The organism is Chryseobacterium pennipullorum (assembly GCF_003384725.1).
GTDB lineage: Bacteria > Bacteroidota > Bacteroidia > Flavobacteriales > Weeksellaceae > Chryseobacterium > Chryseobacterium pennipullorum.
Genome location: NZ_QNVV01000001.1, coordinates 208,151 through 234,000 on the forward strand (window position 1 = coordinate 208,151; position 25,850 = coordinate 234,000).

The 25,850-nt window shown below is 39.0% G+C and carries 26 protein-coding genes and 4 tRNA genes; 14 read left to right on the forward strand and 16 right to left on the reverse strand.

All coding sequences use genetic code 11. The annotated features are described in order from the left end of the window. Nucleotides 1–25: 25 nt before the first annotated feature. The gene (locus tag DRF67_RS00950; protein WP_115926280.1) at nucleotides 26–1,870 is read right to left on the reverse strand and encodes a M56 family metallopeptidase; all 1,845 of its coding nucleotides are present in this window, start codon (nucleotides 1,868–1,870) and stop codon (nucleotides 26–28) included. A 5-nt stretch (nucleotides 1,871–1,875) separates the two neighbouring features. Next, on the reverse strand, nucleotides 1,876–2,241 hold the full coding sequence (locus DRF67_RS00955; protein ID WP_115925965.1) for a BlaI/MecI/CopY family transcriptional regulator: 366 nt from the start codon (nucleotides 2,239–2,241) through the stop codon (nucleotides 1,876–1,878). Between the two features lie 329 nt (nucleotides 2,242–2,570). Here DRF67_RS00955 and DRF67_RS00960 point away from each other — a divergent pair, with 329 nt between their 5' ends. Next, nucleotides 2,571–3,152: a hypothetical protein gene (locus DRF67_RS00960; RefSeq protein ID WP_115925966.1), complete on the forward strand. Its 582-nt coding sequence runs from the start codon at nucleotides 2,571–2,573 to the stop codon at nucleotides 3,150–3,152. A gap of 496 nt (nucleotides 3,153–3,648) precedes the next feature. Here DRF67_RS00960 and DRF67_RS00965 read toward each other — a convergent pair whose 3' ends face one another. Further along, nucleotides 3,649–4,095, reverse strand: coding sequence for a GNAT family N-acetyltransferase (locus DRF67_RS00965; protein WP_115925967.1), 447 nt, complete (start codon nucleotides 4,093–4,095; stop codon nucleotides 3,649–3,651). Nucleotides 4,096–4,388: 293 nt separating this feature from the next. On the opposite strand from DRF67_RS00965, the gene DRF67_RS00970 reads away from it, so the two are divergent. Further along, entirely contained in the window at nucleotides 4,389–5,102 is a 714-nt protein-coding gene (locus tag DRF67_RS00970; protein ID WP_185142036.1) for a 2OG-Fe(II) oxygenase, read from the forward strand. 153 nt (nucleotides 5,103–5,255) lie between these two features. Next, nucleotides 5,256–5,558: an Ada metal-binding domain-containing protein gene (locus DRF67_RS00975; RefSeq protein ID WP_115925968.1), complete on the forward strand. Its 303-nt coding sequence runs from the start codon at nucleotides 5,256–5,258 to the stop codon at nucleotides 5,556–5,558. Between the two features lie 517 nt (nucleotides 5,559–6,075). Here DRF67_RS00975 and DRF67_RS00980 read toward each other — a convergent pair. From DRF67_RS00980 to DRF67_RS00995, 4 genes are all read right to left on the reverse strand, one after another. After that, a tRNA-Met gene (locus tag DRF67_RS00980) sits at nucleotides 6,076–6,148 on the reverse strand. Between the two features lie 38 nt (nucleotides 6,149–6,186). Further along, nucleotides 6,187–6,259: transfer RNA gene (locus tag DRF67_RS00985), tRNA-Met, on the reverse strand. A 38-nt stretch (nucleotides 6,260–6,297) separates the two neighbouring features. Then, nucleotides 6,298–6,370, reverse strand: a tRNA-Met gene (locus DRF67_RS00990). Between the two features lie 38 nt (nucleotides 6,371–6,408). Then, nucleotides 6,409–6,481, reverse strand: a tRNA-Met gene (locus DRF67_RS00995). Nucleotides 6,482–6,582: 101 nt separating this feature from the next. Here DRF67_RS00995 and DRF67_RS01000 point away from each other — a divergent pair. From DRF67_RS01000 to DRF67_RS01030, 7 genes are read left to right on the forward strand one after another with little or no spacing between them, the layout of a single operon-like run. Next, on the forward strand, nucleotides 6,583–7,194 hold the full coding sequence (locus tag DRF67_RS01000; RefSeq protein WP_115925969.1) for an L-threonylcarbamoyladenylate synthase: 612 nt from the start codon (nucleotides 6,583–6,585) through the stop codon (nucleotides 7,192–7,194). Nucleotides 7,195–7,227: 33 nt separating this feature from the next. Then, a complete protein-coding gene (locus DRF67_RS01005; RefSeq protein ID WP_115925970.1) occupies nucleotides 7,228–7,935 on the forward strand; it encodes a CPBP family intramembrane glutamic endopeptidase in 708 nt (235 codons plus the stop codon). Between the two features lie 4 nt (nucleotides 7,936–7,939). After that, a complete protein-coding gene (yaaA, locus tag DRF67_RS01010) occupies nucleotides 7,940–8,698 on the forward strand; it encodes a peroxide stress protein YaaA (protein WP_115925971.1) in 759 nt (252 codons plus the stop codon). After that, nucleotides 8,699–9,640 carry a peptide chain release factor N(5)-glutamine methyltransferase gene (gene prmC / locus DRF67_RS01015; RefSeq protein ID WP_115925972.1) on the forward strand — a complete coding sequence of 314 codons (942 nt, stop codon included), beginning with the start codon at nucleotides 8,699–8,701 and terminating at the stop codon, nucleotides 9,638–9,640. Between the two features lie 29 nt (nucleotides 9,641–9,669). After that, nucleotides 9,670–10,692, forward strand: coding sequence for a serine hydrolase domain-containing protein (locus tag DRF67_RS01020; protein ID WP_115925973.1), 1,023 nt, complete (start codon nucleotides 9,670–9,672; stop codon nucleotides 10,690–10,692). A gap of 6 nt (nucleotides 10,693–10,698) precedes the next feature. After that, nucleotides 10,699–11,058 carry a DUF4180 domain-containing protein gene (locus DRF67_RS01025; protein WP_115925974.1) on the forward strand — a complete coding sequence of 120 codons (360 nt, stop codon included), beginning with the start codon at nucleotides 10,699–10,701 and terminating at the stop codon, nucleotides 11,056–11,058. Between the two features lie 52 nt (nucleotides 11,059–11,110). Further along, nucleotides 11,111–12,361 carry a hypothetical protein gene (locus DRF67_RS01030; protein ID WP_123912689.1) on the forward strand — a complete coding sequence of 417 codons (1,251 nt, stop codon included), beginning with the start codon at nucleotides 11,111–11,113 and terminating at the stop codon, nucleotides 12,359–12,361. Here the strand turns inward: DRF67_RS01030 and DRF67_RS01035 are convergent. The 7 genes from DRF67_RS01035 to DRF67_RS01065 form a co-directional block, all read right to left on the reverse strand. Then, nucleotides 12,358–13,332, reverse strand: a complete 975-nt coding sequence (locus DRF67_RS01035; RefSeq protein WP_115925976.1) for an NAD-dependent epimerase/dehydratase family protein — start codon at nucleotides 13,330–13,332, stop codon at nucleotides 12,358–12,360. The genes DRF67_RS01030 and DRF67_RS01035 overlap by 4 nt on opposite strands. Further along, nucleotides 13,329–14,114 carry an SDR family NAD(P)-dependent oxidoreductase gene (locus tag DRF67_RS01040; RefSeq protein WP_115925977.1) on the reverse strand — a complete coding sequence of 262 codons (786 nt, stop codon included), beginning with the start codon at nucleotides 14,112–14,114 and terminating at the stop codon, nucleotides 13,329–13,331. The genes DRF67_RS01035 and DRF67_RS01040 overlap by 4 nt, the downstream gene beginning before the upstream one ends. 159 nt (nucleotides 14,115–14,273) lie before the next feature. After that, on the reverse strand, nucleotides 14,274–15,362 hold the full coding sequence (locus tag DRF67_RS01045) for a helix-turn-helix domain-containing protein (RefSeq protein WP_115925978.1): 1,089 nt from the start codon (nucleotides 15,360–15,362) through the stop codon (nucleotides 14,274–14,276). A 31-nt stretch (nucleotides 15,363–15,393) separates the two neighbouring features. After that, complete coding sequence (locus DRF67_RS01050; protein WP_115925979.1) at nucleotides 15,394–16,035, reverse strand: rhomboid family intramembrane serine protease; 642 nt, start codon at nucleotides 16,033–16,035, stop codon at nucleotides 15,394–15,396. A gap of 30 nt (nucleotides 16,036–16,065) precedes the next feature. Next, nucleotides 16,066–18,660 (reverse strand): DNA gyrase/topoisomerase IV subunit A, encoded by a 2,595-nt coding sequence (locus DRF67_RS01055; RefSeq protein ID WP_115925980.1) that lies wholly within the window; start codon nucleotides 18,658–18,660, stop codon nucleotides 16,066–16,068. Continuing rightward, nucleotides 18,635–19,144 (reverse strand): hypothetical protein, encoded by a 510-nt coding sequence (locus tag DRF67_RS01060; protein WP_165851713.1) that lies wholly within the window; start codon nucleotides 19,142–19,144, stop codon nucleotides 18,635–18,637. Before DRF67_RS01060 ends, DRF67_RS01055 begins: the two co-directional genes overlap by 26 nt. A 16-nt stretch (nucleotides 19,145–19,160) precedes the next feature. Then, a complete protein-coding gene (locus tag DRF67_RS01065; protein ID WP_115925982.1) occupies nucleotides 19,161–21,044 on the reverse strand; it encodes a DNA topoisomerase IV subunit B in 1,884 nt (627 codons plus the stop codon). A 371-nt stretch (nucleotides 21,045–21,415) separates the two neighbouring features. Here DRF67_RS01065 and DRF67_RS01070 point away from each other — a divergent pair, with 371 nt between their 5' ends. The 3 genes from DRF67_RS01070 to DRF67_RS01080 all read left to right on the forward strand — a co-directional run bounded on the left by DRF67_RS01070 (nucleotide 21,416) and on the right by DRF67_RS01080 (nucleotide 23,506). Then, nucleotides 21,416–22,564: a methionine aminotransferase gene (locus DRF67_RS01070; protein ID WP_115925983.1), complete on the forward strand. Its 1,149-nt coding sequence runs from the start codon at nucleotides 21,416–21,418 to the stop codon at nucleotides 22,562–22,564. Between the two features lie 236 nt (nucleotides 22,565–22,800). Beyond that, the gene (locus DRF67_RS21400) at nucleotides 22,801–22,968 is read left to right on the forward strand and encodes a hypothetical protein (RefSeq protein ID WP_165851714.1); all 168 of its coding nucleotides are present in this window, start codon (nucleotides 22,801–22,803) and stop codon (nucleotides 22,966–22,968) included. A 340-nt stretch (nucleotides 22,969–23,308) separates the two neighbouring features. Further along, nucleotides 23,309–23,506, forward strand: a complete 198-nt coding sequence (locus DRF67_RS01080; protein WP_115925985.1) for a bacteriocin — start codon at nucleotides 23,309–23,311, stop codon at nucleotides 23,504–23,506. 116 nt (nucleotides 23,507–23,622) lie between these two features. On the opposite strand, the gene DRF67_RS01085 is transcribed toward DRF67_RS01080, so the two are convergent. Then, on the reverse strand, nucleotides 23,623–24,387 hold the full coding sequence (locus DRF67_RS01085) for an SDR family NAD(P)-dependent oxidoreductase (protein ID WP_115925986.1): 765 nt from the start codon (nucleotides 24,385–24,387) through the stop codon (nucleotides 23,623–23,625). A gap of 94 nt (nucleotides 24,388–24,481) precedes the next feature. Continuing rightward, complete coding sequence (locus DRF67_RS01090; RefSeq protein ID WP_115925987.1) at nucleotides 24,482–25,420, reverse strand: helix-turn-helix domain-containing protein; 939 nt, start codon at nucleotides 25,418–25,420, stop codon at nucleotides 24,482–24,484. 236 nt (nucleotides 25,421–25,656) lie between these two features. Here DRF67_RS01090 and DRF67_RS01095 point away from each other — a divergent pair, with 236 nt between their 5' ends. Then, nucleotides 25,657–25,848, forward strand: a complete 192-nt coding sequence (locus tag DRF67_RS01095) for a bacteriocin (protein WP_115925988.1) — start codon at nucleotides 25,657–25,659, stop codon at nucleotides 25,846–25,848. The last annotated feature ends 2 nt before the right edge of the window (nucleotides 25,849–25,850 follow it).

The following is a 25,850-nucleotide window of genomic DNA, read 5'->3' on the forward strand; positions in this document are numbered from 1 at the left end:
GGTCCTGACAAAGCTATGTTGAACTTTATTTCTTTGTCTTAATTCTTATCTCGCCTTTCCTATCTCCTGTTTTATTTTCTTTGAAAACATGAATGCTGGCAATATCTTCAGGCTTTAGTGCTTGTGTCTCTGCCTGAGGAACTTCTCTTCCGTCTATAAAATACTTTATATTATCCATACCGCTGACGTTAAATTTTTTAATCCCGTTCATCGCGATGTTTCCTTTGCCATCCCTTTTTATAAAGTCTGCCTGCATTACGATTACTTTAGGTGGATTGCTGATCTTATTAAACTGATCTTCCTTAAAGAATTCTCTTTCCTTTGCATTTTCAATCCTTACCTTTTCATTTTCTTTTCTTGCGATCTCACCCTCTTTCAGAGCATTTAAGCTTTCTATCCTTGCTTTTTCGCCTTCCAATCTAGCTTTCACACTTTCCTTTCGTGCTTTTTCACCCTCCTTCATCGCCTTTTTGGCTTGCTCCATCGCTTTTTTGGCCTCTTTCATGGCTTTCTGTACTTCTCTCTTCTCTTTAGCGCTCAGGTCTTTATAAAACACCGTATTGTTTTTATAAGTGATTCGCGGGCTTTTTGGAGCACCCGGAGCTTTAGGCACAGAAGGAATTTCACCGGGAGCAACATCCGGTTCAGGAACATCTACATCTACTTCCATATTCTCAAGAGCAAGCATTTGATTTTTCCATTCCGGAGAATCGAAGTATTTATCGGTCTCCTGAATAGCTTTCTCTGAGGCAATTTTACCTAATTCGTCAGCCAGTCTGTTGATTTCTTCCACTTTTTTATTAAAGGCATTTGATCCTGGCTTTAACTGATCCAGTTCTTTCCCTTTTTTGTCCATCTTCTTCTCAATTTCAGCCAGTTTTTTGTCATGGTCAGAATTGATGATCTGGGGTTCTCTGCTATCCTTCTGTTCTGTTTTTGCAGGTCGTACCGTATCCTTCTGCATCTCAGAAACCGCTTTTTTAAGAGTAAGATTGGTTTCTTCAATTTCATTATTTTTTGCATTAACGAGGTAAGCAAATGCCAAGGTAAATACAACCGGCAATGCAAAAATTCTTCGCGCATACCCGAATTTAGTTTTTGGTTTTTGTAACATTTTAAGTCTTTTTTTAAGGTTTGAACTTAGAAACGGACTGGTGGCAGGCAACTGTGTTCCGGAAAAGTGGCTTGCTAAAAGCATCTGCGCAAATGCTTTGGTGTCCGAATGCTTTACGGCTTTTTTATCAGCCAGATATTCATGGATTAGATTAATTTCTTTTTTAATGATATGAAAAAACGGATTGAACCAGAAAACAGAGGTAATGATCTCAATAAAGATCTTATCAAACGAATGTTTTTGTTCAATATGTACCATTTCGTGCTTTAAAATTTGTTTTCCTGCCGGGGAATCCAGGGTAATGGTATTCTTCCAGAAGAGATTTTTAAAGTAGGAAAAGGGAGCTTCGGTCAGATCTGTACGGTAAAAGTTGATCCCGTCAAAACTTTCTTTATGAAACTGCTTTTTAAACGTACGGATCTTAAAAATTCCGTAAGTCAGCTTCCCTAAAAAATAGAGAGAAACCAGTCCCAGAGCTGAAAAAATAATGCTAAAATAAAAGTTACCATTGTCTAGTCTTTTTTCGGTGTTAAAATTCTGAATCTTATCAAGAAACATATACACATCATTACTCACCTCTATGGTAAAGTCCTCCACTTTTACCAGTGGCAGCAGCAATGCTGTCAACATTGCGCCCAGAAGGTAGAATCTGTTGTAATGATGAAATGTCTTGTCTTTTAAAGACAACTGGTAATACAGAAACATTACACCAGAGCATACAATTACTTTTCCAAAATACAGTACAATTGCTTCCATGGTCATCAGTCTTTATTTTTTAGTTCATCCAACAGCATTTCAAGATCCTCTACGGTCATTTCATTTTTTTCTACCAGAAATGAAACAGCACTTTTATACGAACCTTTAAAATAGTTTTTCACCAGGCTTTTCATCGTTTTTCCAGAATACTGTTCTTTGGAAACCAATGGAAAATACTCATGCTGTCTTCCGTGTACCCTATAGTCTACAAACTCTTTGTCCTTTAATACTTTTAAAATGGTAGAAACTGTATTCGTATGAGGCTTGGGTTCAGGGAAAAGATCCAGAACATCTTTTAGAAATCCTTTTTCTATTCTCCATAGATATTGCATGACCTGTTCTTCCGCTTTTGTTAAAGTCTGAATTTTCATATTCTTTCATTTATTCATGTGATAGCCATTGTTACATTTCGTATCACTAAGAAGTTAGTTATACAAATGTAGAAATAAATTTCATTCAGACAACTATTTTTTTAGTGATAAAAGAGATCTTTTTCATAACTAAATGAAAACCAACACAATAAATAAACAAAAAATAGTATAAACCGGTATAATGGTTATATGATCACTTGATTAATCAGCAGAAAAAAAATCATTTTTAATGAAAATTCTTAAAACTTGTTAATTTTTATTAAATAAAATTAAAATGAATTTGTTTAAAACGGGAAATTATATTTATTTTAGTGCTTTAAAAATTTCTCATGAAAAGATATAATTTACTGATTGTACTATTACTGCTTATTTTTAACGTCACTACGGCCCAAAAGAAAAAATCTCCGGCTGCGGATCTCAGCATATTAAAAGATACAAAATCAAAAATCGAAGCGACAGTTCCGTTGGTTATACAGCACCTTCAGACGATTGCGACAAAAGAAGGAGACAATAATATTGTAACGAACGGTAAAATTATGGTTGGGAAAGAATATGGCATTCTGGAATCCGAATGGTATCTGTACAGAAATAATATGAAAAACTGTATTCTGAACAATTCGTCTAAAAAAGCCAAGAAATGTATGGAATACCATAACAATATGCTGAGAGGTACAATGATCAACTACAATAATTATATTACCAACCTTACAAGAAAGAACGGATATCTGGGTGTAGAAGGTGATACTAAATTTGATTTTAAACCTTCTGATATTGCTACCAAACTGAGTGAAGCTTACTTCAATGCCAACGATGCTGTAGGGAGAATGAAAGCGGATCAGAAAAGAGAATTTTTGGGGCAGACTATGTCTGATGACAACAAGCTTACTCCTTATGCTCAATTGGCTCAATAATATTCTGACATCAATGATATAATAAACCTGTTTTTCTTTAAAGCAGGTTTTTTTTTCTTTAAATTGTTTTTTTATTTATACTGTACGGATTTTACCGCCTTCTTTGTTTCCTTATGAGCAAGACTTACTGAATCTTCTTTTTAGGTTGTAAAAGTCTTAAGAATACGATCAGTGGATGAAGGCAGAGCATTTTCAACCCCTACTAATACCCAAAAAGAACCGCAAACGCGGTTCTACTATTCAGCAAAAAAATCTCCGCCAAAAAAAGCAGTTTTGTGGTACTAATCATAAAACTTTGGGGAAAAAGTAGAAAATAGGCGGAGACAATTTTGCATAGGCTCTACAGGATCAACTGTCCTACCCTCGATCTGTAGAGCTTTACAAAAATAAGGCTATGCTTCACGCTGTTAAAAGAATACCTGTAGAATTAAGTTCGGGGAATTGTAGAAATAATTCTACGTACCGGTAACAACCGGCAAGCACCTATTATTTCATATTACTTCCACCAGTGGTAGTAATTGTGGAGTCCATCATATTCAAATCCGCAACGGGGGTATAATGTATTTCCAATATCATTGGTCTTTTCGGTTTCCAGCATCAGTCCGCAAGCATCTGTTTCTACACACCATTGCTTGCTGCGATCGATGAGGGCTACAGAAAGTCCTTTCCCCCGATAATCCGGATGTACAAATAAGTCGCTCAACAACCATTGCTTCTGTAATTTTGTATAATGGAATAGCTTGTAAAGCTGTACGAAACCAACAGCCTTACTGTCTACCAGGACCAGAAAAATATCGGACTCATTGTTTAAAAACCGTTCTTTAAGGAATGCTTTTCCTTTTTCTACATCAGATTCCTGTCTGTAAAAGACCCGGTAAAGATTGAATAATTCTGCAGTTTCATCCAGATCCTCAAGATTTGCTTTTTTAATGGTGTAATTCATCGTTATTTATTTTGATTAACAGCGCAAAATTACCTTTAAACAGGACTGTCCGCATGATCCAGATCACAGTTATCTCACTAGTCCAGACAACAGATATGTTTCACCAGAAAAGAAAAGGCGGAACTTAAAGCTTTCGCTTTCCAATTTCTAAAAGTGCAATACAATAGATAATAACGACTATAATTTATACAATCCATACAGATCTTCCTTCTGTTTTTTATTAAGAAATACCGCACGTTTCGGATTGTATTCCTGCTGCCGGCTTCTGAACTTTGTCCTGTAAAAGCAGAACAATGAAAGATATCATGAATAAAATCAAAAACTCAGACTGGCAGCATATTACAGAATCCATGCACAAAAATGGCTATGCAATTATTTCAGGTATCCTGTCAGATGATGAATGTGAAATACTGAAATCAGGATATGACCAGTCTGATCTCTACCGTAAAACCGTTGTCATGGAGCGGCATCGTTTCGGACTCGGGGAATATAAGTATTTCAATTATCCTTTGCCTCAATTGATTCAGACCATCAGGACGCATCTGTATCCTTATCTGGCTTCTATCGCCAATTCCTGGTTCAAGGCATTAAACATTCAACTTGATTTCCCTTCAGATCACAAAGCCTTCTTACAGCAATGCCACGCTAATGGTCAGCATAAATCGACTGTGCTTATTTTAAAATATGGCGAAGGAGGCTTCAACACTTTGCATCAGGATTTATATGGTGATCTTTACTTTCCTATGCAAGCCGTAATGATGTTGAGTGAGCCTGGTAAAGACTTCACAGGTGGCGAATTTGTGCTGACTCAGCAGGTTCCCAGAGCGCAGTCAAAAGCCATTGTTTTAAAACCACAAAAAGGGGATATCCTTATTTTCACCACGAATTTCAAACCTGAAAGAGGAACCAAAGGGTACTACAGGGTCAATATGAAGCATGGGGTGAGTGAAGTGAAAAAAGGAAAAAGATATGCTTTAGGAATCATTTTTCATGATGCAATTCAGTAATTTGATGGATCTGAAAGGATGGAGGAGTAAGGCGGAATGTGATTATCAGGCAGTATATCACAAGTAATTAGTATTGATTTAAAAGTAAAGTTCCATTTAGCTTCGTCTTCACCAGGCTTCTTCAGCCGCAGTCCAATCTTTTATTTTAAAAGTATGATACCTCACTCACAACTATTGCCCCCTGAACTGAGAAGTAAAATCCGAAAACAGCACATTTGTTTGGGCGGAAATAAAAAACTTAAAATCTATGGGCTTCTCCATTGCCGATCGGGAAAACGGATGAAAAAGGAGAACCGGGTTTTCTTTGAAAGTGAAGAAGAAGCGTTACAAAATAATTACCGTCCCTGCGGCCATTGTATGAGGCGGGCGTATAGAAAATGGAAAGGTCTTTCTATTGGATCAGGTACAAAAGTTGTGGGGAGAAAAGGATATTTTCTATTTATACTTTTGCCTTGAAGCAAAAGTATACAAAAATTCAAGACTGGAATCATCCGCTAAAAATTGACCTTGTCTCCTAAAATTTCCAAACTCGCATGGATTCAGCATTGGTTCTTCGACTCAATAGGGTGGCCATGCTCAGACACTGGAAATTTTTTAACGGATTCAAGATCAATTTTTTTAACGCTCCTGATTCCTAGGTCGATTATAGAATACTTACAACTATTTCCCATGGCTCTGCTACAGAGTTCCCTTAAAATTTGTGCTCAAAAATCTGTGAAAATCAGTGTTATCTGTGGTTAATCCTTTTACTTATACGCTACAATCGAAATCATCTCTCTTCAGTCGGTGAATACTATTTTACAGAGTCAAACAGTGATTGGTATACAATCCTATATTATTTTTTCTATTCACATTAACTCAAGCTTTTGCCAGGCCCCACAACTTTTGTACCTGATCCTGAATTTCTCCTACTACTGATGGGTGAACTATAACAAAAAAGAGAAGCAATATTACTATTACTTCTCTCGTTGAGTAGCGGGAACCGGACTCGAACCGATGACCTTCGGGTTATGAGCCCGACGAGCTACCTACTGCTCCATCCCGCGGTGTATTTTTAGAGTGCTTACCGACAACACTTGCTTAGTAGCGGGAACCGGACTCGAACCGATGACCTTCGGGTTATGAGCCCGACGAGCTACCTACTGCTCCATCCCGCGGTGTATTTTTAGAGTGCTTACCGACAGCACTTGCTTAGTAGCGGGAACCGGACTCGAACCGATGACCTTCGGGTTATGAGCCCGACGAGCTACCTACTGCTCCATCCCGCGGTGTATTTTTAAAGTGTTTACCGACAACACTTGCTTAGTAGCGGGAACCGGACTCGAACCGATGACCTTCGGGTTATGAGCCCGACGAGCTACCTACTGCTCCATCCCGCGATATTGGATTGCAAAGGTACGAATAATTTTCAAAAATCCTAATTTTTCTTTTAAATAAAGGACTTTTATAAAAACTATTTTATTATTTGTATCTTTGTTTTATGGCAAAAATATTAAAAATTTATCCCGACAACCCACAGGAAAATCTTGTGAATGAGGTCATTAAAACCCTAAATAATGGTGGGCTGATTATCTATCCTTCAGATACGATTTATGCGCTTGGCTGCAATATTTTTGATATAAAAGCCATGGAAAAGCTGGCTCAACTGAAGAAGCAGAAACTGGAAAAAGCAAAATTCTCTATTATCTGTAATGATCTGAGCCATCTTTCAGATTTTACCCGACCTATTGAAACTTCGGTTTTCAGATTTCTGAAAAGTCACCTTCCAGGACCGTTTACTTTCATTCTTGACGCGAACAAAAGTCTGCCTCTGGCTTACAAAGGTCATAAAACGATAGGTATCCGTGTTCCGGATCATCCGATCCCCCAGCTTATCGTTGAAAAACTTGGGCATCCGATCGCTTCCACTTCCATCAGAGATGATGATGAGATTATTGAATACTCTACAGATCCTGAACTCATTGCGGAAAAATATGACCATCTGGTAGATATTGTCATTGATTCCGGATATGGGGATAATGTAGCTTCCACTATTGTTGATCTCACTTCCGGAGAACCGGATATTATCCGTCAGGGGAAAGGAATTATTTAGGAGAAAGAGGGGTCGAAGGTTTAGATCGGACGGATGGCAATGCAACTTAATGGAAAATATGCTGTAGGGATTTTACTTACGTTTATACTTCTGGCAGCAGTAATGCTGTATATTTTCCCTGTCCTGTATATGATGACGGGAATAAAACAGATGACAGCATTTAGTTTTTCACTCAGCAGAATTGCCCTATGGTTCGTTTTGCTTGTCATTTTTCTGTACACGCATTGTGTTGAAAAAGGTCATTTTTTGCTGAAGAAGGAAAAAAATTATACGTTAGCATTCTTCATAAAAACCATTGTTGGCTTATACTTTATCTGTATCATGGGGGGTGCCTTTCTGGGCGCTGCCATTCAGGTTTTCACTGAGGAAAAGATGAGCAGTAAACTTTTTGAGATAAGTTCCCTTCTTAAAAATAATTATTTTTTAATTATTTTTACATGCTTTACGGCGGGTGCTGTAGAAGAACTCCTGATGAGAGGCTATATACAGCCCAGGATTGAGAAAATGTACAACAGCCCACTTTCAGGGATTTTAGTTTCAGCAATTCTGTTCGGCATTCTACACAGTACCTACGGAACCATAGGCCAGGTCATTATTCCTTTCTTTATTGGGGTCGTTTTTGCTATATTTTATAAACTATATTCAAATATTAAGATTTTGATGATCTGTCATTTTATGATTGACTTTATATCATTGATGATGATGAATATGCTTGATATTAAACACTTATCTGTATTGTAACATTATGAAAATTGTAACATCACCTGCGAAATTAATGAATGTAGAAAACTCAACGGATCTGTTGAGATCTACCAGTCCGAAATTCATTGATGAGGCAGCATTTATACAAACGTATTTAAAAGAAAAATCACCCAAATATCTTTCTGAACTGATGGAGATCTCGCCAAAGCTGGCTGATGAAAACTGGGAAAGAAACCAAAAGTGGAAAGCAAAACCTACATCAAAGGAATCTGCTCCTGCCCTGTTAGCGTTTACGGGAGAAGTATACCGGGGACTGGATGCCAAAACCCTTGATAAAAGTGCAGTAGATTATCTTCAGAAAAACTATAGAATGCTTTCCGGATTATATGGTCTTCTAAAACCGTCTGATAAAGTGATGCTTTACCGCCTGGAAATGGGCCGTCATTTTGAATTCGATCAATACAAAAACCTCTATGAATTCTGGAGAGAAAAAATCACGGCACAGCTCAACTCCGAGATGAAAAAAGGAGAGATTCTTCTCCATCTGGCCAGCAATGAATATGGAAAAGTAATCGACAGAAAAAAATTAAACCATACCGTCATCGATTTCGAATTTTATGAGCTGAGAGAAGGAAAGCTTAAAACCATCGTCGTCTATACCAAACACGCAAGAGGTCTTGTTGTAAGATTCTGTGCTGAAAATAATGCACAAACCCTGGAGGATGTAAAAGCCTTTAACTATGAGGGATATAGAATAGATGAAGACCAATCTACAGATACAAAACTGGTATTTACAAGATAGATGACGATTTCAGCTTTTAAAAAACATTTCAAAACAGAGCTCTCCGGTCTTTATACAGAGTCGGAAAGTTCTTTTTTGTCTTCTCTTTTTGTCCAAAAAATTGTAGGTTTCGACAGCTTCCACCAGCGGAGGTTTTCGGATCAGGAACTTCTCATTACGGATGAAAAACAACTGGCAGACCTTATTTCTGAACTGAAGACCGGCAGACCTTACCAGCAGATCCTTGGCGAGACTGAATTCTATGGAATGAAGTTTTTTGTAGATGAGAACGTGCTTATCCCTCGCCCTGAAACGGAAGAACTTCTTGAAATGGCTATTCTTGAAATCAAAGAATACATTTCCAGAGCAATGTATCGGCATCTAAAATCTAAAGGTTTGGATTATAGATGGAGTGAAGAAGCCAGATATGATTCAGCAGATAATGATAAAGAAAAGGTACCAAAAACTTTAAAAATACTGGATATCGGAACGGGAAGCGGCATCATCCCTTTGGTTTTAAAAAAGCATTTTCCTGATGCGGTGGTTTCATCCATCGATTATTCTGAAAAGGCTCTGGAAACGGCCAGACGCAATGCAGCTTATCATCAGCTGGAGATACAGTTTATTCATACCGACTATCTTCATTTTGATCTGCCGGAACGGTATGACATCATCATTTCAAACCCACCATATATAGGCATTGAAGAGGAGGTTGACATTGCGGATTCCGTTAAGGAATTTGAACCTAAAATGGCCCTGTTCTCCCCTACATCTGATGCACTTATCTTTTACCGGAAAATTGCAGAAGATTCTAAAAAGTACCTCAAAGATCATGGACTCTTATTCTTAGAAATCAATCAAAAATTGGGACCGGAAACATTGGAATTATACCAGCATTTTTCCAACGCTGAGCTATTGAAAGATTTATCTGGGAATGACAGGTTTATTTATGGAAGGAAATAAGTACCTTTATTTCCATAAAAACCCGATCTATGAAAGCTCTCATTTTGCATACAGTCCTCAGGATATCTCTGATTCTCCTGGTGACCTCCTGTACAAAGTATCCTAAGGATGTGGTGGATGATTATTATCGTAAAGGAGCGTTCAACGGTTCTGTCATTGTCGTTAAAGAGGGTAAGATTGTGTGTGATACAGCTTTGGGGTTCAGCAGTATGGAGAAAAATCTTAAATCAGATAAAAATACATCTTTCTACATTGCTTCTTTAAGCAAATCTTTCACCGCTACAGCGATCATGATGCTGCAGCAGAAAGGTCTTTTAGATTATGACGACAAGGCATCCCGTTATGTTGAGCTTCCTGATTATGCCAAAAACATAACCATAAGACAGCTCTTGCATCATACTTCAGGGATCAGGGATTATGAAGATCTTTTTGAAAAAAAAGGACTGACCAATCAGGATGTCATTCAATGGCTTTTCAGTCTTAGAAACCTTGAGTTCCCCTCAGACAGCCAGTTCAAATACAGCAACAGCGGATATATTATCCTTTCCCAGCTGATAGAAAAGGTTTCCGGGGTGTCTTACCGTACTTTTATCCATCGGGAGATCATCCAGCCTCTGAAGATGGGCCACACCTATGTTTATGAGGCTTCTACAGCCATTCCAAATAGGGCTTTAGGATATGACCGCAAGAAAAAACCTGATGATTATTCTATTCTCACCACAGGTGATGGCGGCATCTATTCTACACCGGAAGATCTTTATACCTTTGATCAGGCTTTACGAAATTTCACTCTGGTTAATAAAGACAATACTGCACGTATGTATGCTCCTTCAAAACTCACTAACGGGTCAGTGTCAAATTATGGATTTGCATGGTTTGTAGAGGATAAGCATGGAAAAAAAACAGCCGTTCATACCGGCGGCCTCAGCGGGTTCAGGGCTTTGTTCTGGCGAGATCTGCAGCACAACAGCTGTATTATAGCGCTCACCAATCAGGGGGATGCCTTTCCTCATGACCATTTTCTAAATGACATGAAAAAAACAATTCAATAAAAAGCAATGTTAATCAAATCACACCATATCAATAATACGGAGATAGCAGAAGTCATTTCCGACGAAATACTGATCCAATCTGCACAGGACGGCCTTGACCTGATGGGAAATATCTATTATCAGGGCTTTGATAAAATAGTCCTTTACGAGAAAAACATTACCCCGGAATTTTTTGACCTGAAAACAAAAATTGCCGGCGAAATACTCCAGAAATTCTCAAACTACCGCATTGGTCTGGCCATCGTTGGTGATTTCAGTAAATATGAAAGTAAAAGCATGAAGGATTTTATCTTTGAAAGCAACTCCACAAAGCAGGTTAACTTTGTGGAAATGCTGGAGGAAGGCCTGGAAATTCTTTCGAGATGACCGGGAAATAAATAAACACATATTCCGTTATAGGCAAAACTAAACCGCTCTTATGATGAAAAAAATGGCCCTGCTTACAGGAATCTTAATCAGTTGCACTATATCTGCTCAAATGGAATATAAAACCTATCAAAACGGGCTGATCTATAGTGAAAAAACCATGCACCAGCTTGAAAAGATTGTTGATTCATTAAATTTAAAGTACAAAGCCTGTGATCTCAGTAAGATTTTCTATTCCCAGCTTCAGACCAAAGGCCATTCTGTGGTCATGAAATCCGGAGAAATTCTTAGTGCTAAAAAGGATATGGACATGGGTATTTCTTTGGAACAATTTATCAAAAAATATCCTGATGCGATGGTAAGGAAAGATATCTTATTAGTAAAAACAAAAAGCCAGGATTATAACCATAAAGACATTACTAGAATAAGAGAAATTTCACTTGATGAAAACATGGGGATTCGCATAGAAACCAATTATAAAAAAAATCGCTATAATAAACCCGTGCGGGATAGATGGGCATATTATTACAGGGATAAAACAGGATATTCGGATGAATATATTGAAGCATTCTATTTTCCTGAAAACTTCAAAACCATTCCTTTAGACGCGAAATATTCCCGGCAAATCATCTATTCGGACTGTGTAATTGATACCTCCGACAGCAAGTTTAAGAAAGGGGCGAAGGAAGGAAGACTCAGTGAAGGCATTCCCGAAAACTGGCGAAATCTTCCAAAAGATGAAAAGGAAAACCTGCTTGACTCCCTTAGATCCGTAGTTTTGGTTGGATTTTGCAGCGAGGACGAGGGACCCAGGAACCAGGGAATTTATATGGCTCTTCTTTCTGCAGAAACTTCTAACTGGAGTGTTTTTCTAAAGTCTCACCTTGACATCATGAACGATCATTTTGAAAGAGCCTCAGACAATGGGTATGCCAGAGAGCAACGACAAACTTACATCAAAGAGCTTGAAAAACTGAATATTAATGTTCCCGATCTGATCTTTGGTATTTCCCTAAGAATGGAAAATCCTGTTGAAAATCATTATTACGGTGACATCTACAGACTGGGCAGGGCCATTTCTGAATCTAAAGATCTGAAATTATTTCTGACACAGCTTTTATCAATGATCGCTGATGAAAAGCTGGATGATTACAACCGGGTCCTTGCTTACTTTTTCTACACCAATTGCAATTATTATATTAAAGATAAGCGCGACCAGAAAATAAACAATGAAAAACTTGTAGAAGCCATAGAAAAACTACCGAAATACCTTTCTGAAAAAATAGTTCCTGAAACACTTTAAATAACGCTTCTCTTTTGTTCAAAAAAATGAATGGCATCCTTTATCGCTCCATCCACAGGCTGGTACTGAATGCCTAATTCGTCGACAGACTTCCTGTTGCTATAATAATTACGGATTTGCAGTGCTTTCATATTGGAGGAGCTAAGGTTTGTTTTTATTTTTAATTTTCGCAATCCGTCCCCTATTATTCCCAGGAAGCTCAAAACCATATCCGGTATCGGAATCATGACCGGTTTTTGGCCCGTAATTCTGTTTATTTTTGTAAAGAATGCTCTATAGCTCAGATTTTCATGGGCTAAGAGATATCGTTCACCACTTCTTCCCATTTCAATGGCATTGATCAGCCCTCGCGCCACATCTCCCACATGTACAAAGTTCTTTCCTCCTTTCGGATAGAAAACCAATCGTTTTTTCCAGGCCCAGAAAATGATTTTTCCAGAGCTTGGTTTGCTGTCATAAGCGCCAATCATGAAGGTAGGATTCAAAATGATGACTTCCATACTCCTACAATTCTTTAGAAGATAATCTTCAGCCTCCAGCTTGCTTTGGGCATAGAGTGAATGGGTAAAAGGATACAGCTGAGGAGCTTTTTCGGTCCCCCAGAAAGCCGTATTCCCAAATCCCAGTGTATTGGCTGTACTCACAAACAGAAATTTTTTGATCCCTGCCCGATCAGCCTGGGTAAGCAGATGCGCAGACAAGGTACAATTTACATTTCTGTAATCATGATAATCCAGGAGATCCTGGCGTGTTTCTGCAGCAATGTGAATGAAGCAGTCAACGTTTTCCAGCATAAAGGAAAGGTCAGATGAAAGATCTACCTCTACCAGTTTCAGATTTTTGTTTTCTTCGCCCAGCCAGCCGCTTTTCTTGCGCACCAGAGCAATAACAGAATAACCATCTTGTAATAATTTAATGATAACATTAGTTCCCAGGAGCCCTGTAGCTCCGGTTACACAAACTTTTTTCATGCCTCAATTTCTCTTTTTATAGCCTGGGTCATCAACGGAAGTTTTATCCATATCGGCAATATTTTCATGACCAGCCAGCTTATCGGGTTTACCATAATGACAGAATCTTTTTTTAGGAGCTGCCGGATACTGTATGAGGCCACCTTATCTGGATTGAGCAGGGTAAGCTTTCCCCAGAATCCCTGTTTTTCAATTCGTTTGCATACCTCTGTATTGGTTTTCATGGCACCGGGGTTCACCACACTGACAAAGACGCTCGTCCCTTTCAACTCTTCATGCAGGCCTCTGGAAAATGAATGGATAAAAGTTTTTGAAGCAGGATAAACCGTTTTAAAGCCTATTGGCGAAAATGCGGCCATGCTTGAGACATTTAAAATATAAGCCTTCGGCTGTTTCAAAAGATTGGGAAGCAGCTGATGGGTAATAAGAGAAGTAGCGGCCACATTGACCTGAAGAATGGTATTGATATAATCAGGGGTCGCTTCTGTGAATTTTTTAGTTCCTCCCAGTCCTGCATTGTTGATGAGAATATGAATATCAAAAGATCCGTTGAGCCATTCAGTAAGATTCATGACATTTTCATGTACTGAAAGATCAGTTTCATAATAATGACATTTTATATGATAGGTTTGTTCAAGCTCGCCACAAAGTTCTTTTAAATTCTGCCCTGGCAGGCTGACAAGAATTACATTGATATTTTTCCTGGCGAGGTTTTCAGCAAATGCTTTCCCAAGTCCCTGGCTGGCTCCGGTTACCACTGCATAAGATTCTTTGGTGTCCATAAGTTTAAATTTTATGGTACAAAGCTATCGCGAAAAGTGGGCTTATATGTTCCGGGTTATCTGAACGAACAGGTTAATGATGAAAAAATAATAAAAATACAAATCATTAAATACCAACATGTTACATCTAATAAAAAGTAAAACTTTATAAAACGGAACTTATTTTTTAAACTCTGAAGGCGTCTGCCCAGTTAGTTTTTTGAAGGTGGTATTGAAGGAAGTTTTAGAATTGAACCCGGACTCGTATGCAATTCCGAGAATGGATAACTTGCTGTTGGGATCTTTAAGTAATATTTTAGCATAGTCTACTCTGAATTCATTGACGTACTGGAAGAAGTTCTTTTCAAAACCGGTATTGATGACATATGAAAGATGGTGAGTGGATACTGATACCATTTCTGCCAGCTTGATAAGGTTCAGCTCGCTGTCCAGGTATGGTTTTTGAGTTTCCATCATCATTTCAAGCTGCGTTTTAATTTTTAAAAGTTCTTCATCAGGAATCAGTTTCCTTCTTACTTCTTCATCACCGGAATCTTCATCAATAGAAATCAGTTCCTGGCGCTGCCTCTCTTCCAAAGGATAGATTTCTTTCTGCTTAAGAGAATAATAGGCAACAAAATAGATAACCAGAAGAAATGTAGTATTGATAAAGAAATTCAGGGATTTAGGATCATAAAACAAATTATAGATCACATAGATGATGTTCACCATAAAAAGTACCAGAATAATATATTCCAGCCAGTTCAGATTGATTCCCTCCGTGTTGGATGAAAACTGCTGGATCTTTCGCTGGTGTTTCCGGATGGTAATATAAGAGAGTCCGGTATAAAACAGCGCCTGAATGAGAATCAGGATCACACTGAGATTCTCAAACGGAACTTCGTATCCTGATTGTCCCAATATAATGCAAAGCAGAAAAGCTGCGGGAAGAATCAGAAACTTTAAACCCGAAATTTTGAATGTAAAAGAGGGATTGGTGTAAAATAAAACACTGAGATAGAAAACGATGGGAGTCAGAAACTGTACAAAGCGGACCGGCAGAAGAGAATGAAACTCTATAGCAGAACCCGTGATCAGCAGCAAGACTTCATCCAGCCAGAATGTAGACCACAGAAAGAGGAAGATTCCAAACCATATATTGGCCTTTCTGTTTACCTTCAGGGGATTGGTCAGCTTCAGTAAAGAAAGCAAAACCAATGAACCATAGATAAGTATCACGATGAAACTGTTGAATTCTGATGTGTTCATTGGTTTTGGTATTTATTACAAAAATAGTCTTTTATCCTATCCGTTTCCTCACAAAGATCTGATAGCCCAGATAAATGAGTGGAAGCGACATTACTCCGAGGAAAAGCATATTACTCATCGCAACCTGCGGGTGCAAAGCAATAGAGTATACAAGTCCGAAAAAAGCACCTCCAAGGTGGGCGGCATGTCCCAAATTATCCCATTGCTTCGGATTCAGCATCATATACACAGAATACCCGAAATACAGGGTACCAAACAGCCATCCCGGCAGAAAGTTGACACTGATCTCATTCGGAGCCATCGCTATGGAAGCAAAAATAATCCCCGAAACCGCACCTGAGGCACCGATGGCTGAATACCAGGGCTGCTTTTTGTAGATCTGTAAGCTGAACAGATTCCCAAGGATCATTGACCCGAAATAAAGGATAAGAAAGCCTGTTTCCCCAAAAAAGTGAATAACCACACCCTGGAAAAAATACAGCGAAAGCATATTGAAAAATAAATGCATGAAATCCGCATGCAAAAAAGCCGAGCTTATCAGCCTTATATATTCTTTACGGTTGGCAATAGCCCCAACATTGAATTTGTATTTTTCAAACAAACTCATATTATTGAAACCCATGTAACTGAATATACAGGTAACGGCCATTATAATTAAAACAACTATACTCATCTGATGTTCTTTTTATTTTGTTATTCGGTCTTATTCGGTTTCGTTACTTCCGTCACCCTGAAACAGGTCTCCGATAATCCCCCCGTCTTCATCTGTATCACCGGCAGTAGGTTCCGGGTCTTCATACACTTCAGGTTCTTCTTCTACTGGCTCAGGAATGGTAATATTAATTGCTTTAACCTTGAACTTTGTAAACTGGTTTCCAATAGCCTTTATCCCCTTTACAGCGATAAATTCATCGATATTTATGGTTTCGGGATCACGTTCCTTGCCTTTGTCTTTTGCAAAAATAATTTCTGCCGTTACGTCATTGGCGACAATTACATTTTCTATAAATGACTTTGGATGTTCAGAAGGCATAAAGGTCTGTACATTGACCGTATTTTCCAGTAAGAACCTTTTGATAAAGTAGATGTCTTTTTCTCCGTCATAATAGATGCAGGTAACCGGCTGTGCAGGTTTCCATTTTTCAAGGACCAGATATTCGTCATCAAAACGGTTCCCCAGGTCAAAAGATACCAGTTTTACTTCTCCATTGGTATTAATTGTCAGGATCTTATCATCTCCCTTAAAGCTTCCCAGCAGCGTACCTCTGGCATCTGCATTCAGTCTGCGTACCGTATCATCAAACCAGATCTTTCTCGGAGCCAGCGTAGAAACCCCTTCTTCCTTCAAATCGACTTTTTTCACGGAATATTTCGTGACCAGATTTCCTTTGGAGTCTCTTCCTTTGATGGCAAGATCAGAAAAGCTGATCTCCATTTTGTTCTTTCTTATTCTGGGATTAGGCTTTAAAAGTACTGTTACGGTTTCCGCTTCACCATTAGGGTTTGCTGAAAAGTAAAGAGTTTCTGAGCCTTTTTTATCTGAAGCCAGCGGATAATCTGTATTCCTGGTTACTCCGGTCACAGAGAATCTTTTCATATAATAAGGGCCTTCTCTACCCTCCCGGTAGATCATATTGTAGACGGTTCTCTTATCATTCTTCTTCCATATGGCTACATGGAGTATATCCTTCCCGATAAATGTTTTTGCCTCTACTTTTACCACTTTCATACTTCCATCCTTCCGGAATGTGATGATGTCATCAATATCAGAACAGTCGAAGAGGTATTGATCTTTCTTCAGTGAAGTCCCGATAAAGCCTTCTTCAAAATTGGCATAGAACTTCTCATTGGCTACCGCTACTTTTGTTGCGTCAATAGTATCAAAAATTCTAAGCTCGGTTTTTCGCTGTCTGTCTTTTCCGTATTTTTTCTGGATGTTGAGATAATAATCAATTGCATAGGCAATCAGGTTGGCAAGGTGATGTTTTACCTGCTCTATTTTACCTTCAAGGGCTGCAATATTTTCTTTAAATTTATCTAAATCGAACCTTGAGATCCTCTTGATTCTGATCTCGGTCAGTTTTAGAATATCCTCTTCTGTTACGGCTCTCAAAAGATGTTTGGTGTGAGGTTTCAATCCAGCATCGATCGTTTTCAGCACGTCTTCCCAGGTTTTTACCTCTTCAATATCATGGTAAATTCTGTTTTCGATGAAAATTCTTTCCAGGGATGAGAAATGCCAGCTTTCCTGAAGTTCATGAAGCTCAATTTCCAGTTCTTTTTTCAGCAATGAAACCGTATGATCCGTGTTCATCTTCAGGATCTGGGAAACATTCATAAACATCGGCTTATCTCCTACAATTACACAGGCATTCGGTGAGATGGTAACCTGGCAATCCGTAAACGCATACAATGCATCAATCGTTTTATCCGGAGAAACGTCATTATGAATATGGATCAGGATTTCTACTTTGTCCGATGTATTGTCCTCAATCTTTTTGATCTTGATTTTCCCTCTCTCATTTGCTTTTAAAATAGAGTCGATAAGGTCACTGGTTGTCTTTGAATAGGGAAGTTCAGAAATCACCAGGGTATGTTTATCGGTTTGGGTAATTTTAGCCCTTGCACGTACTTTCCCCCCTCTGTGGCCGTCATTATATTCGGAAACATCCAGATATCCTGCGGTCAGAAAATCCGGATACAGCTCAAATTTCTTTCCTTTTAGATAGGCTACAGAAGCATTGATAAGCTCATTGAAGTTATGCGGCAGTATCTTTGTAGAAAGGCCTACCCCGATTCCTTCCACGCCCTGCGCAAGGAGCAGCGGAAACTTTACCGGTAAATCAATCGGCTCGTTATTTCTTCCGTCATAGGATTTTGACCACTCGGTAGTCTTAGGGTTAAAGACTACTTCCAGGGCGAAAGGAGTCAACCTTGCTTCTATATACCTTGCAGCCGCTGCAGAATCTCCTGTATAGATATTCCCCCAGTTTCCCTGGGTGTCTATCAGCAGCTCTTTCTGCCCGATCTGCACCATAGCATCGGTAATAGATGCATCCCCGTGCGGGTGATATTTCATGGTATTTCCCACGATATTGGCCACTTTATTGTAACGGCCGTCCTCCAGTTCCCGCATAGAGTGCATAATTCTCCGCTGTACCGGCTTCAGCCCATCATACACCGAAGGAATTGCCCTATCCAAAATTACATAGGAAGCATAATCCAGAAACCAGTCTTTATAAAGACCGGAAACCTTCTTTAAGCTTTCACCCTCATGCGAATATTCGTCTGTCGTCATCTGTTTTTTTATCTTTTTTCTCTTTATTAGCTTTCACTACTTTATTCAGAGAGAGTTTTAAATCGTTTACTTCTTTTCTGGTGAGATAAGAAATTTCATATTTCAGTATGGTAGAACCGCTGTTCTTGCTGGACACGGTAACATATAGCCTTTTGATAAAGAGAATACGTACGATGTCATATTTTATCAGTTTGTATTTCGGAAACTCATCGTGCAGAGCTTTATCTAAAAAAGGAATGATATTTCTGTTTTTAAAATTCAGTGCTTCTCCGTCACTATCGTATTCAAAAATCTGTCTTCCCGCAAGATGAAAGGTAATAAGCATCAGAACAGGAACCATAATCAGTAAGGAACCGCCATGTTCTATTGCGTTGAATCTGTATTTATTAACCAGGTACGCGACGATGCCGAGCACGACCATCATCAGGAGAAGAGTGTTTATAAAATTATAAACGGAAGCTTTATTACGGTTACTTAGTCTCATTTAGTTTTCACTATTTTTAGCTCTCTACTTCATCCAGAATTTCTTTTTTATCAATATCGGGATCTTCCACGACCAGGTTTTCAAGAATAAAGACCTGTCTGTCAGGAGTATTTTTTCCCATATAAAACTCCAGAAGCTGTTCTATGGTCTGATCCTTCCCTACCACTACCGGCTCCAAACGGATATCTTTGCCTATAAAATGTTTAAATTCATCCGGTGAAATCTCACCCAATCCCTTGAATCGTGTAATTTCAGGGTTTTTCCCGAGCTCGTTCAAGGCTTTTATCCTCTCCACTTCGGAATAGCAGTATCTTGTTTCTTTCTTGTTTCTTACCCTGAATAAAGGGGTCTGAAGAATGTACAAGTGTCCGTTCTTTATAAGGTCCGGGAAGAACTGCAGGAAGAATGTAATCATAAGCAGACGGATGTGCATCCCATCCACATCGGCATCGGTAGCGATAATCACCTGGTTGTATCGCAGATCCTCAAGGCTTTCTTCAATATTCAAAGCAGCCTGCAAAAGATTGAACTCTTCGTTTTCGTAAACCACCTTTTTGGTAAGCCCGTAGCAATTCAGAGGTTTACCTTTCAGGGAAAATACTGCCTGAGTTTCCACATCCCTGGACTTGGTGATAGATCCTGATGCCGAGTCTCCCTCGGTGATAAAAATCTGGGTATCTCCTTTTCTTTCTGCCTTCTGATCATTGTAATGCTGTCTGCAGTCACGAAGTTTCTTATTGTGAAGAGAAACTTTTTTGGCTCTTTCCCTGGCCAGTTTCTGGATTCCGGAGAGTTCTTTTCTTTCTCTTTCGGAGATCAGTATCTTTCGTTGAATTGCTTCTGCAATTTCCGGGTTCTTGTGAAGGAAATTATCCAGCTTGCTTTTAAGAAAATCAATGATAAAAGTTCTTACCGTAGGTCCGTTAGGTCCCATATCGTTGGATCCCAGCTTTGTTTTGGTCTGCGATTCGAAAACCGGTTCCTCTACATTGATGGAGATGGCGGCAATAATTGATTTCCTGATGTCGGAAGCATCAAAGCTTTTGTTAAAAAATTCACGGATAGTTTTTACATAGGCTTCGCGGAACGCATTGAGATGGGTTCCTCCCTGAGTTGTATTCTGTCCGTTGACGAATGAGAAATACGTTTCTGTCTGCGATTTATCAGAATGGGTAATGGCCACCTCAATATCCTCATCCTTCAGGTGGACGATCGGATAAAGGGTATCACTTTCCAGTTCTTCTTCCAGCAAATCCTTAAGACCATTCTCAGAAAAATAGGTTTCGCCGTTGAAAAGGATTTTTAACCCCGGATTCAGGTATGCATAGTTGCGGAGCATTCTTTCGATATACTCTTTTCTGTACTTAAAATGCAGGAATATATCTCCGTCCGGAATGAAGGAAATTTCGGTACCGTTTCTGTCCGAAGTTTCTTTTTCATCAAAATTTTCTGTGATCATACCCCTGGAGAATTCCGCTACTTTCATTTTTCCGTCACGGAAAGAGCGTACCCTGAAATATTCTGCAAGCGCATTAACTGCTTTGGTACCCACCCCGTTCAACCCGACGGATTTTTTGAACGCCTTACTGTCGTACTTTCCACCAGTATTCATTTTGGAAACGGCATCCACTACTTTTCCAAGCGGAATTCCACGTCCAAAATCACGGATTGTAACTTTGCCGTCATCCAGCTTTATTTCAATTCTTTTCCCTGCTTTCATTCTGAACTCATCGATAGAGTTATCAAGAATTTCTTTTAGCAGGATATAAATACCGTCATCAGCGGAAGAACCGTCACCGAGCTTCCCGATGTACATGCCGGGACGCAGACGGATATGTTCCTGCCAATCGAGGGTTCTGATATTATCTTCGGAGTAGGTTGGATTTATTTCTTGTGACATATATGATTTCAGCAAACATACAAAAGTACGAAATTGTATAAAATTATCCGAATTTTAAAAATCATTTTTATTAACATTTTTTATTAATTACAAAAGGATCCGGATCAGGGTCATTTTCATGAAAATCATCGTAAAAGACACAGGATGTTTTCATTGTATGTGAAGAGTGGGCTATGCCCATAATCAACTCAGAATAACCAAAATCACACTACCTCCAGGAATGTACTGCCTTTCAATCCGTCCATGTGTTACCAGGTTTTCAGGATAAAGCACATTTTCGTTCTATGAAATTTGTAACCGGACATAATTTTCATTTTAAATTCCCGGTATCTTTAAAATTTCATTAAATTCGGTCAACAAAACTGCTTTTTATGATACAACTTCCTTTGTCTAAACTTTCTAATGTAGGAACCACTATTTTCAGCCAAATGACTCAGCTGGCCAATGAAAATGAAGCCATCAACCTGTCACAGGGATTTCCGGATTTCATGCCGGATCCGGAACTGTTAAGCAATGTGGATCATTTTATTAAAGAAGGATTCAATCAGTATGCGCCCCTAGGAGGCGTCATCGGATTAAAAGAGGAAATTGCCCGTAAAATTGAAAACAGCCATCAGGCAGTTTATCATCCCGACTCTGAGATCACAGTGACTGCAGGGGGAACCCAGGCTATATTTACAGCGATTGCCGCTTTTGTAAAAAAAGATGATGAAGTAATCATTTTTGAACCGGCATATGACTGTTATGAACCTACCGTTGAACTTTTCGGAGGGATTATCAAGCGTTTTGAAATGAAAGCTCCCGACTTTGATATCGACTGGACTGCAGTACGTAGCCTGGTCAGCAGCAAAACAAAAATGATCATTCTGAATAATCCGAATAATCCTTCGGGAAAGATTCTTAAGGAAAGAGATATACAGGAGCTGATCCGTTTGATAGAGGGAACGTCAATTCTTATTTTAAGTGATGAAGTATATGAAAATATTGTTTTTGACGGAAAGCAGCATTTAAGCGTCTGCCATTACCCTGAACTTAAAGAAAGAAGCCTTCTGGTAGCTTCTTTTGGAAAGCTTTTTCATGTTACAGGCTGGAAAGTCGGGTATTGTGCCGCCCCAAAAAATTTAACGGAGGAGTTCAGAAAGGTACACCAGTTCAATGTTTTCTGCGTCAATACTCCCATCCAGATGGCTTTGGCAAAGTATATGAAAAATGATGAGCATTATATCCATCTCAATGAATTCTTTCAGGCGAAAAGAGATTTCCTTAGAAAAGGACTTTCAGGGACCTCTTTTGAATTGCTGGATTGTGAAGGAACCTATTTCCAGGCCGTGAAATATGACAAGATTTCGGATAAAAATGATTTTGATTTTGCGAAAGAGCTGACCATTAATCATAAGGTCGCTACTGTACCGTTTTCATCATTTTATAAAAACAAGGTGAATGAGCATGTCATCAGGCTGTGTTTTGCCAAAAAGGAAGAAACTCTGGAAAAAGCGATTGAATATCTTTCAAAAATCTAATCCATCCGTTTCTCATCCATTACAGATCATCAGGTATCATTAATACAAAGACCACCCAACCCGGTGGTCTTTGTATTTTCTTCCAGCAAAAGATTTCGTTTGTTACCATGCAAAGAAAGAAGCTCTTATTTTTTTTGATCACTATTTCTTATCATTACTTATTTTTTCTTTGCCACGTGATTTATTATTTTTTTAGTATATTCGTCATTACCAATGACTTAAAAAATAACAAAACCATGAAAAATCAAATTACACAGAAAGGAAAAAAATTAAACAAAAAGGAATTGAACATGATCAAAGGAGGCCTCAGAATATGTATTCCTCCAGGGACTACAGACTGCGCTTATTTCGGTAAATTCTGTGGCGAACCTGAGTGTAAGATTCCACCGGTTATTCTACCGTAGCAATCCGATGTATTGCTCAACTGCAATTAATATTTTTAACCATAAAAACAAAACCATGAAAATGCAACATTTAAACAGCGGCAAAAAATTAAACAAGAAAGAATTACGAATCATTACAGGAGGCCTTTTGAAATGTCTTCTGCCCAACCGTACATGTTCTGAAATCAGCTATTCGTGTGCTGAAATAAGATGCAGACCGCTCGTGCCGATGGAGCCATTCATCTGATTCCGGCATCTAAAAAACAAGAACCACTCCAAATCCGGGTGGTTCTTATTGCGAAACCAGTCAGACCCTCATCGAAAAGATATTCAATTGAAAACAAAACCAATACAACAAACCATGAATACCAGAATTTTATCAAAAGGAAAGAAACTCAGTAAGAAAGAACTAAAAACTGTCAATGGCGGTCTTGGTACCGTAAGATGTACCACTTCTACAGGGTACTGTAAGTATATTGGCCCAGGCTGTCAAGAAGAAAAATGCCAGCTTCCGGTGCCGATAGAGGCTATAGATCCTGTGGAAGGAGGACATTTATAAATGGTCACAAAAAAGAACCAGCCAGACGGTTGGTTCTTTTTTGTGGTGATTATTTCTTAGAGAGGAGCAAGGGTAAGAATTTTCTTTTAAACCAGCCTCTTAAAGATCCAGATATTTTATAAAAACATCCCACCTGAGACCTCAATTCGCTGTCCGTTGATCCACCGTGCATCTTCCGTACACAGGAATGCCACTACCCCACCGATATCATCAGGCAGCCCTACTCTTCCCAAAGCTGTAGCTCCTGCAACGACAGCGTTAATCTCTTCATTATCCCTTACCCTTCCGCCTCCAAAGTCGGTTTCAATGGCTCCCGGAGCCACTACATTAGCTTTAATCTTTCTCGGGCCCAGTTCTTTAGCCATATATCTGGTAAGCATTTCCACACCTGCTTTTACAGATCCATATACGGAAGACCCGGGGGTAGCAAATCTAGCCAGTCCTGAAGATACATTAATGATCCCACCGCCATTATTGATAAAGGGTAACATTTTCTGTGTCAGGAAAAACACACCTTTGAAGTGGATGTCTACCATATCATCCATCTGCTCTTCGGTAACTTCGGTAATTGGTGAATATAGAGCGGTTCCGGCATTATTGACCAGATAATCTATAACAGGGTTTCCTGTACTTTCCTGCAAATATCCGGTTACCTGTTTTACAAATGCATTAAAGCTTTTGCGATCCTTGGTATCCAGCTGAAAAGCAACGGCATTTCTGCCCATCGATTTAATTTCGGCAACGACGGCATCAGCCTCTTCCTGATTGCTTCTGTAGGTAATAATCACATCAAGCCCGCGCTGAGCAATTTTAAGCGCGGAATTTTTCCCCAGGCCACGGCTTCCTCCGGTCACCAGTGCAATATTTGTTCTTGTACTCATTGTTTTTATTTTGATTGTTTTTGATGATACAAAGTTGAGGCATTTTCACGGTGAATGGTTTGCCAGAATCAATCTGAAATTTGCAAAATTCAAATCAAGACCGGAATTCCAAAGGAGTAAGTGAGGTTTTTCTTTTGAAAAAGTTTGAAAAATGCGCTATCTCTTCAAACCCCAGAGTATAGGAAATTTCGGAAACATTCCATTGAGTCTGTTTTAAAAGGATCTTCGCTTCCTGAATAATACGGTCGCCGATGAATTCCGTGGTCGTTTTTCCGGTTCCTTCTTTTATTCTTTTATTCAGATAATTGACGTGTACCGCCAGCCGGTCTGCATACTCTTTCGCGGTTCGCAGCTGCAGTCTCTGCTCCCGGGATTCGATGGGAAACTGCCTTTCCAGCAATTCAATGAATAGGGAAACGACCCGTACGGAGGCATCATTGGATGCTGATATCTTTGCTGCGGGCTGCAGCTTCTGTCCGTAATGGATCAGCTCCAGAACATAATTTCTGATCAGGTCATATTTAAAGAGATAATCAGAATCAATTTCTTTTTTAATTTTTGCGAAAAGGAGTTCAATTTCTGCTGCCGATTCATCATCAATTTCAAATATGGGCACTGCTCCCGGCTGAAAAATCGGCAGGTCCTCCAGACTGTTATACCATCTGTCTCTGACGAAGAAGTCTTCTGTAAATACACAGAAACTCCCGGATTGATGAGCATCTTCAGGAATCCAGTGATAAGGAACCTTCGGTGTCGCAAAGAGCAAAGCATTCTTTTGTATGGCAATGACTTTATCGGCATATTCAGCCTTATTCTTTCCCCTGATGAAACTGATTTTATAATATTTCCGCCTGTTATAAGGCATTTCGGCAGTAATTTTTACTTTTTCAATGGTCTGGGCAATATCGAAAACATTAAAATGGCCAATGTCCTTGTGAAGACCTTTTGGAAAAATGCTCTCCAAATCTTTCCCCAGTTTGGCAGCCATCTCTCTGTAAAAATCTTCCAATGAGGTATGTACGATTTTTTCCATGGCAGATGATTTGTAAAATTCAAATATACAAACTTACAGAATATTATACGATCCTGAATAGATGACCAACTTCGCGTCAGATTTCCTGATTTTTTCTATGGTTCAGGATGTCGTCTTCCTTATAGAGTAATAATCATTATTTTTCATAGAATGATTTATTTTTTTCTAAGCAAAGTGACATACACTTAATTATTTTTCTTACATTCGTTAAAACTAACCCATTAAAAATCAAGTCAATGAAAAACCAAATTTCAAACATCGGCAAAAAACTCAATAAAAAAGAATTGAAAACAATTACCGGAGGAATGTATGATTGCATGCAGCCGGAACCCTGCCAACCTTATCCGGGATCTTGTGAATCTCATGCAGATGCCAATGGATGCACCATGATACATCCACGTTGCGGACAGAAAATATGCAGACCCTAATG

What these genes read in the sequence shown, in the direction of transcription:
- DRF67_RS01090 (WP_115925987.1), bottom strand. Translation starts at nt 25,420, where the DNA reads ATGGAAAAAATCGTACATACCTCATTGGAAGATTTTTACAGAGAGATG.
- DRF67_RS01040 (WP_115925977.1), bottom strand. Translation starts at nt 14,114, where the DNA reads ATGGACACCAAAGAATCTTATGCAGTGGTAACCGGAGCCAGCCAGGGA.
- DRF67_RS21400 (WP_165851714.1), top strand. Translation starts at nt 22,801, where the DNA reads ATGAAAAATCAAATTACACAGAAAGGAAAAAAATTAAACAAAAAGGAA.
- prmC (WP_115925972.1), top strand. Translation starts at nt 8,699, where the DNA reads ATGACGATTTCAGCTTTTAAAAAACATTTCAAAACAGAGCTCTCCGGT.
- DRF67_RS01035 (WP_115925976.1), bottom strand. Translation starts at nt 13,332, where the DNA reads ATGAAAAAAGTTTGTGTAACCGGAGCTACAGGGCTCCTGGGAACTAAT.
- DRF67_RS01000 (WP_115925969.1), top strand. Translation starts at nt 6,583, where the DNA reads ATGGCAAAAATATTAAAAATTTATCCCGACAACCCACAGGAAAATCTT.
- DRF67_RS00970 (WP_185142036.1), top strand. Translation starts at nt 4,389, where the DNA reads ATGAAAGATATCATGAATAAAATCAAAAACTCAGACTGGCAGCATATT.
- DRF67_RS01055 (WP_115925980.1), bottom strand. Translation starts at nt 18,660, where the DNA reads ATGACGACAGACGAATATTCGCATGAGGGTGAAAGCTTAAAGAAGGTT.
- DRF67_RS01080 (WP_115925985.1), top strand. Translation starts at nt 23,309, where the DNA reads ATGAATACCAGAATTTTATCAAAAGGAAAGAAACTCAGTAAGAAAGAA.
- DRF67_RS00975 (WP_115925968.1), top strand. Translation starts at nt 5,256, where the DNA reads ATGATACCTCACTCACAACTATTGCCCCCTGAACTGAGAAGTAAAATC.
- DRF67_RS01020 (WP_115925973.1), top strand. Translation starts at nt 9,670, where the DNA reads ATGAAAGCTCTCATTTTGCATACAGTCCTCAGGATATCTCTGATTCTC.
- DRF67_RS01045 (WP_115925978.1), bottom strand. Translation starts at nt 15,362, where the DNA reads ATGAACACATCAGAATTCAACAGTTTCATCGTGATACTTATCTATGGT.
- DRF67_RS00960 (WP_115925966.1), top strand. Translation starts at nt 2,571, where the DNA reads ATGAAAAGATATAATTTACTGATTGTACTATTACTGCTTATTTTTAAC.
- DRF67_RS00950 (WP_115926280.1), bottom strand. Translation starts at nt 1,870, where the DNA reads ATGGAAGCAATTGTACTGTATTTTGGAAAAGTAATTGTATGCTCTGGT.
- DRF67_RS01060 (WP_165851713.1), bottom strand. Translation starts at nt 19,144, where the DNA reads ATGAGACTAAGTAACCGTAATAAAGCTTCCGTTTATAATTTTATAAAC.
- DRF67_RS01065 (WP_115925982.1), bottom strand. Translation starts at nt 21,044, where the DNA reads ATGTCACAAGAAATAAATCCAACCTACTCCGAAGATAATATCAGAACC.
- DRF67_RS00965 (WP_115925967.1), bottom strand. Translation starts at nt 4,095, where the DNA reads ATGAATTACACCATTAAAAAAGCAAATCTTGAGGATCTGGATGAAACT.
- DRF67_RS01070 (WP_115925983.1), top strand. Translation starts at nt 21,416, where the DNA reads ATGATACAACTTCCTTTGTCTAAACTTTCTAATGTAGGAACCACTATT.
- DRF67_RS01050 (WP_115925979.1), bottom strand. Translation starts at nt 16,035, where the DNA reads ATGAGTATAGTTGTTTTAATTATAATGGCCGTTACCTGTATATTCAGT.
- DRF67_RS01095 (WP_115925988.1), top strand. Translation starts at nt 25,657, where the DNA reads ATGAAAAACCAAATTTCAAACATCGGCAAAAAACTCAATAAAAAAGAA.
- DRF67_RS01030 (WP_123912689.1), top strand. Translation starts at nt 11,111, where the DNA reads ATGATGAAAAAAATGGCCCTGCTTACAGGAATCTTAATCAGTTGCACT.
- DRF67_RS01025 (WP_115925974.1), top strand. Translation starts at nt 10,699, where the DNA reads ATGTTAATCAAATCACACCATATCAATAATACGGAGATAGCAGAAGTC.
- yaaA (WP_115925971.1), top strand. Translation starts at nt 7,940, where the DNA reads ATGAAAATTGTAACATCACCTGCGAAATTAATGAATGTAGAAAACTCA.
- DRF67_RS01085 (WP_115925986.1), bottom strand. Translation starts at nt 24,387, where the DNA reads ATGAGTACAAGAACAAATATTGCACTGGTGACCGGAGGAAGCCGTGGC.
- DRF67_RS01005 (WP_115925970.1), top strand. Translation starts at nt 7,228, where the DNA reads ATGGCAATGCAACTTAATGGAAAATATGCTGTAGGGATTTTACTTACG.
- DRF67_RS00955 (WP_115925965.1), bottom strand. Translation starts at nt 2,241, where the DNA reads ATGAAAATTCAGACTTTAACAAAAGCGGAAGAACAGGTCATGCAATAT.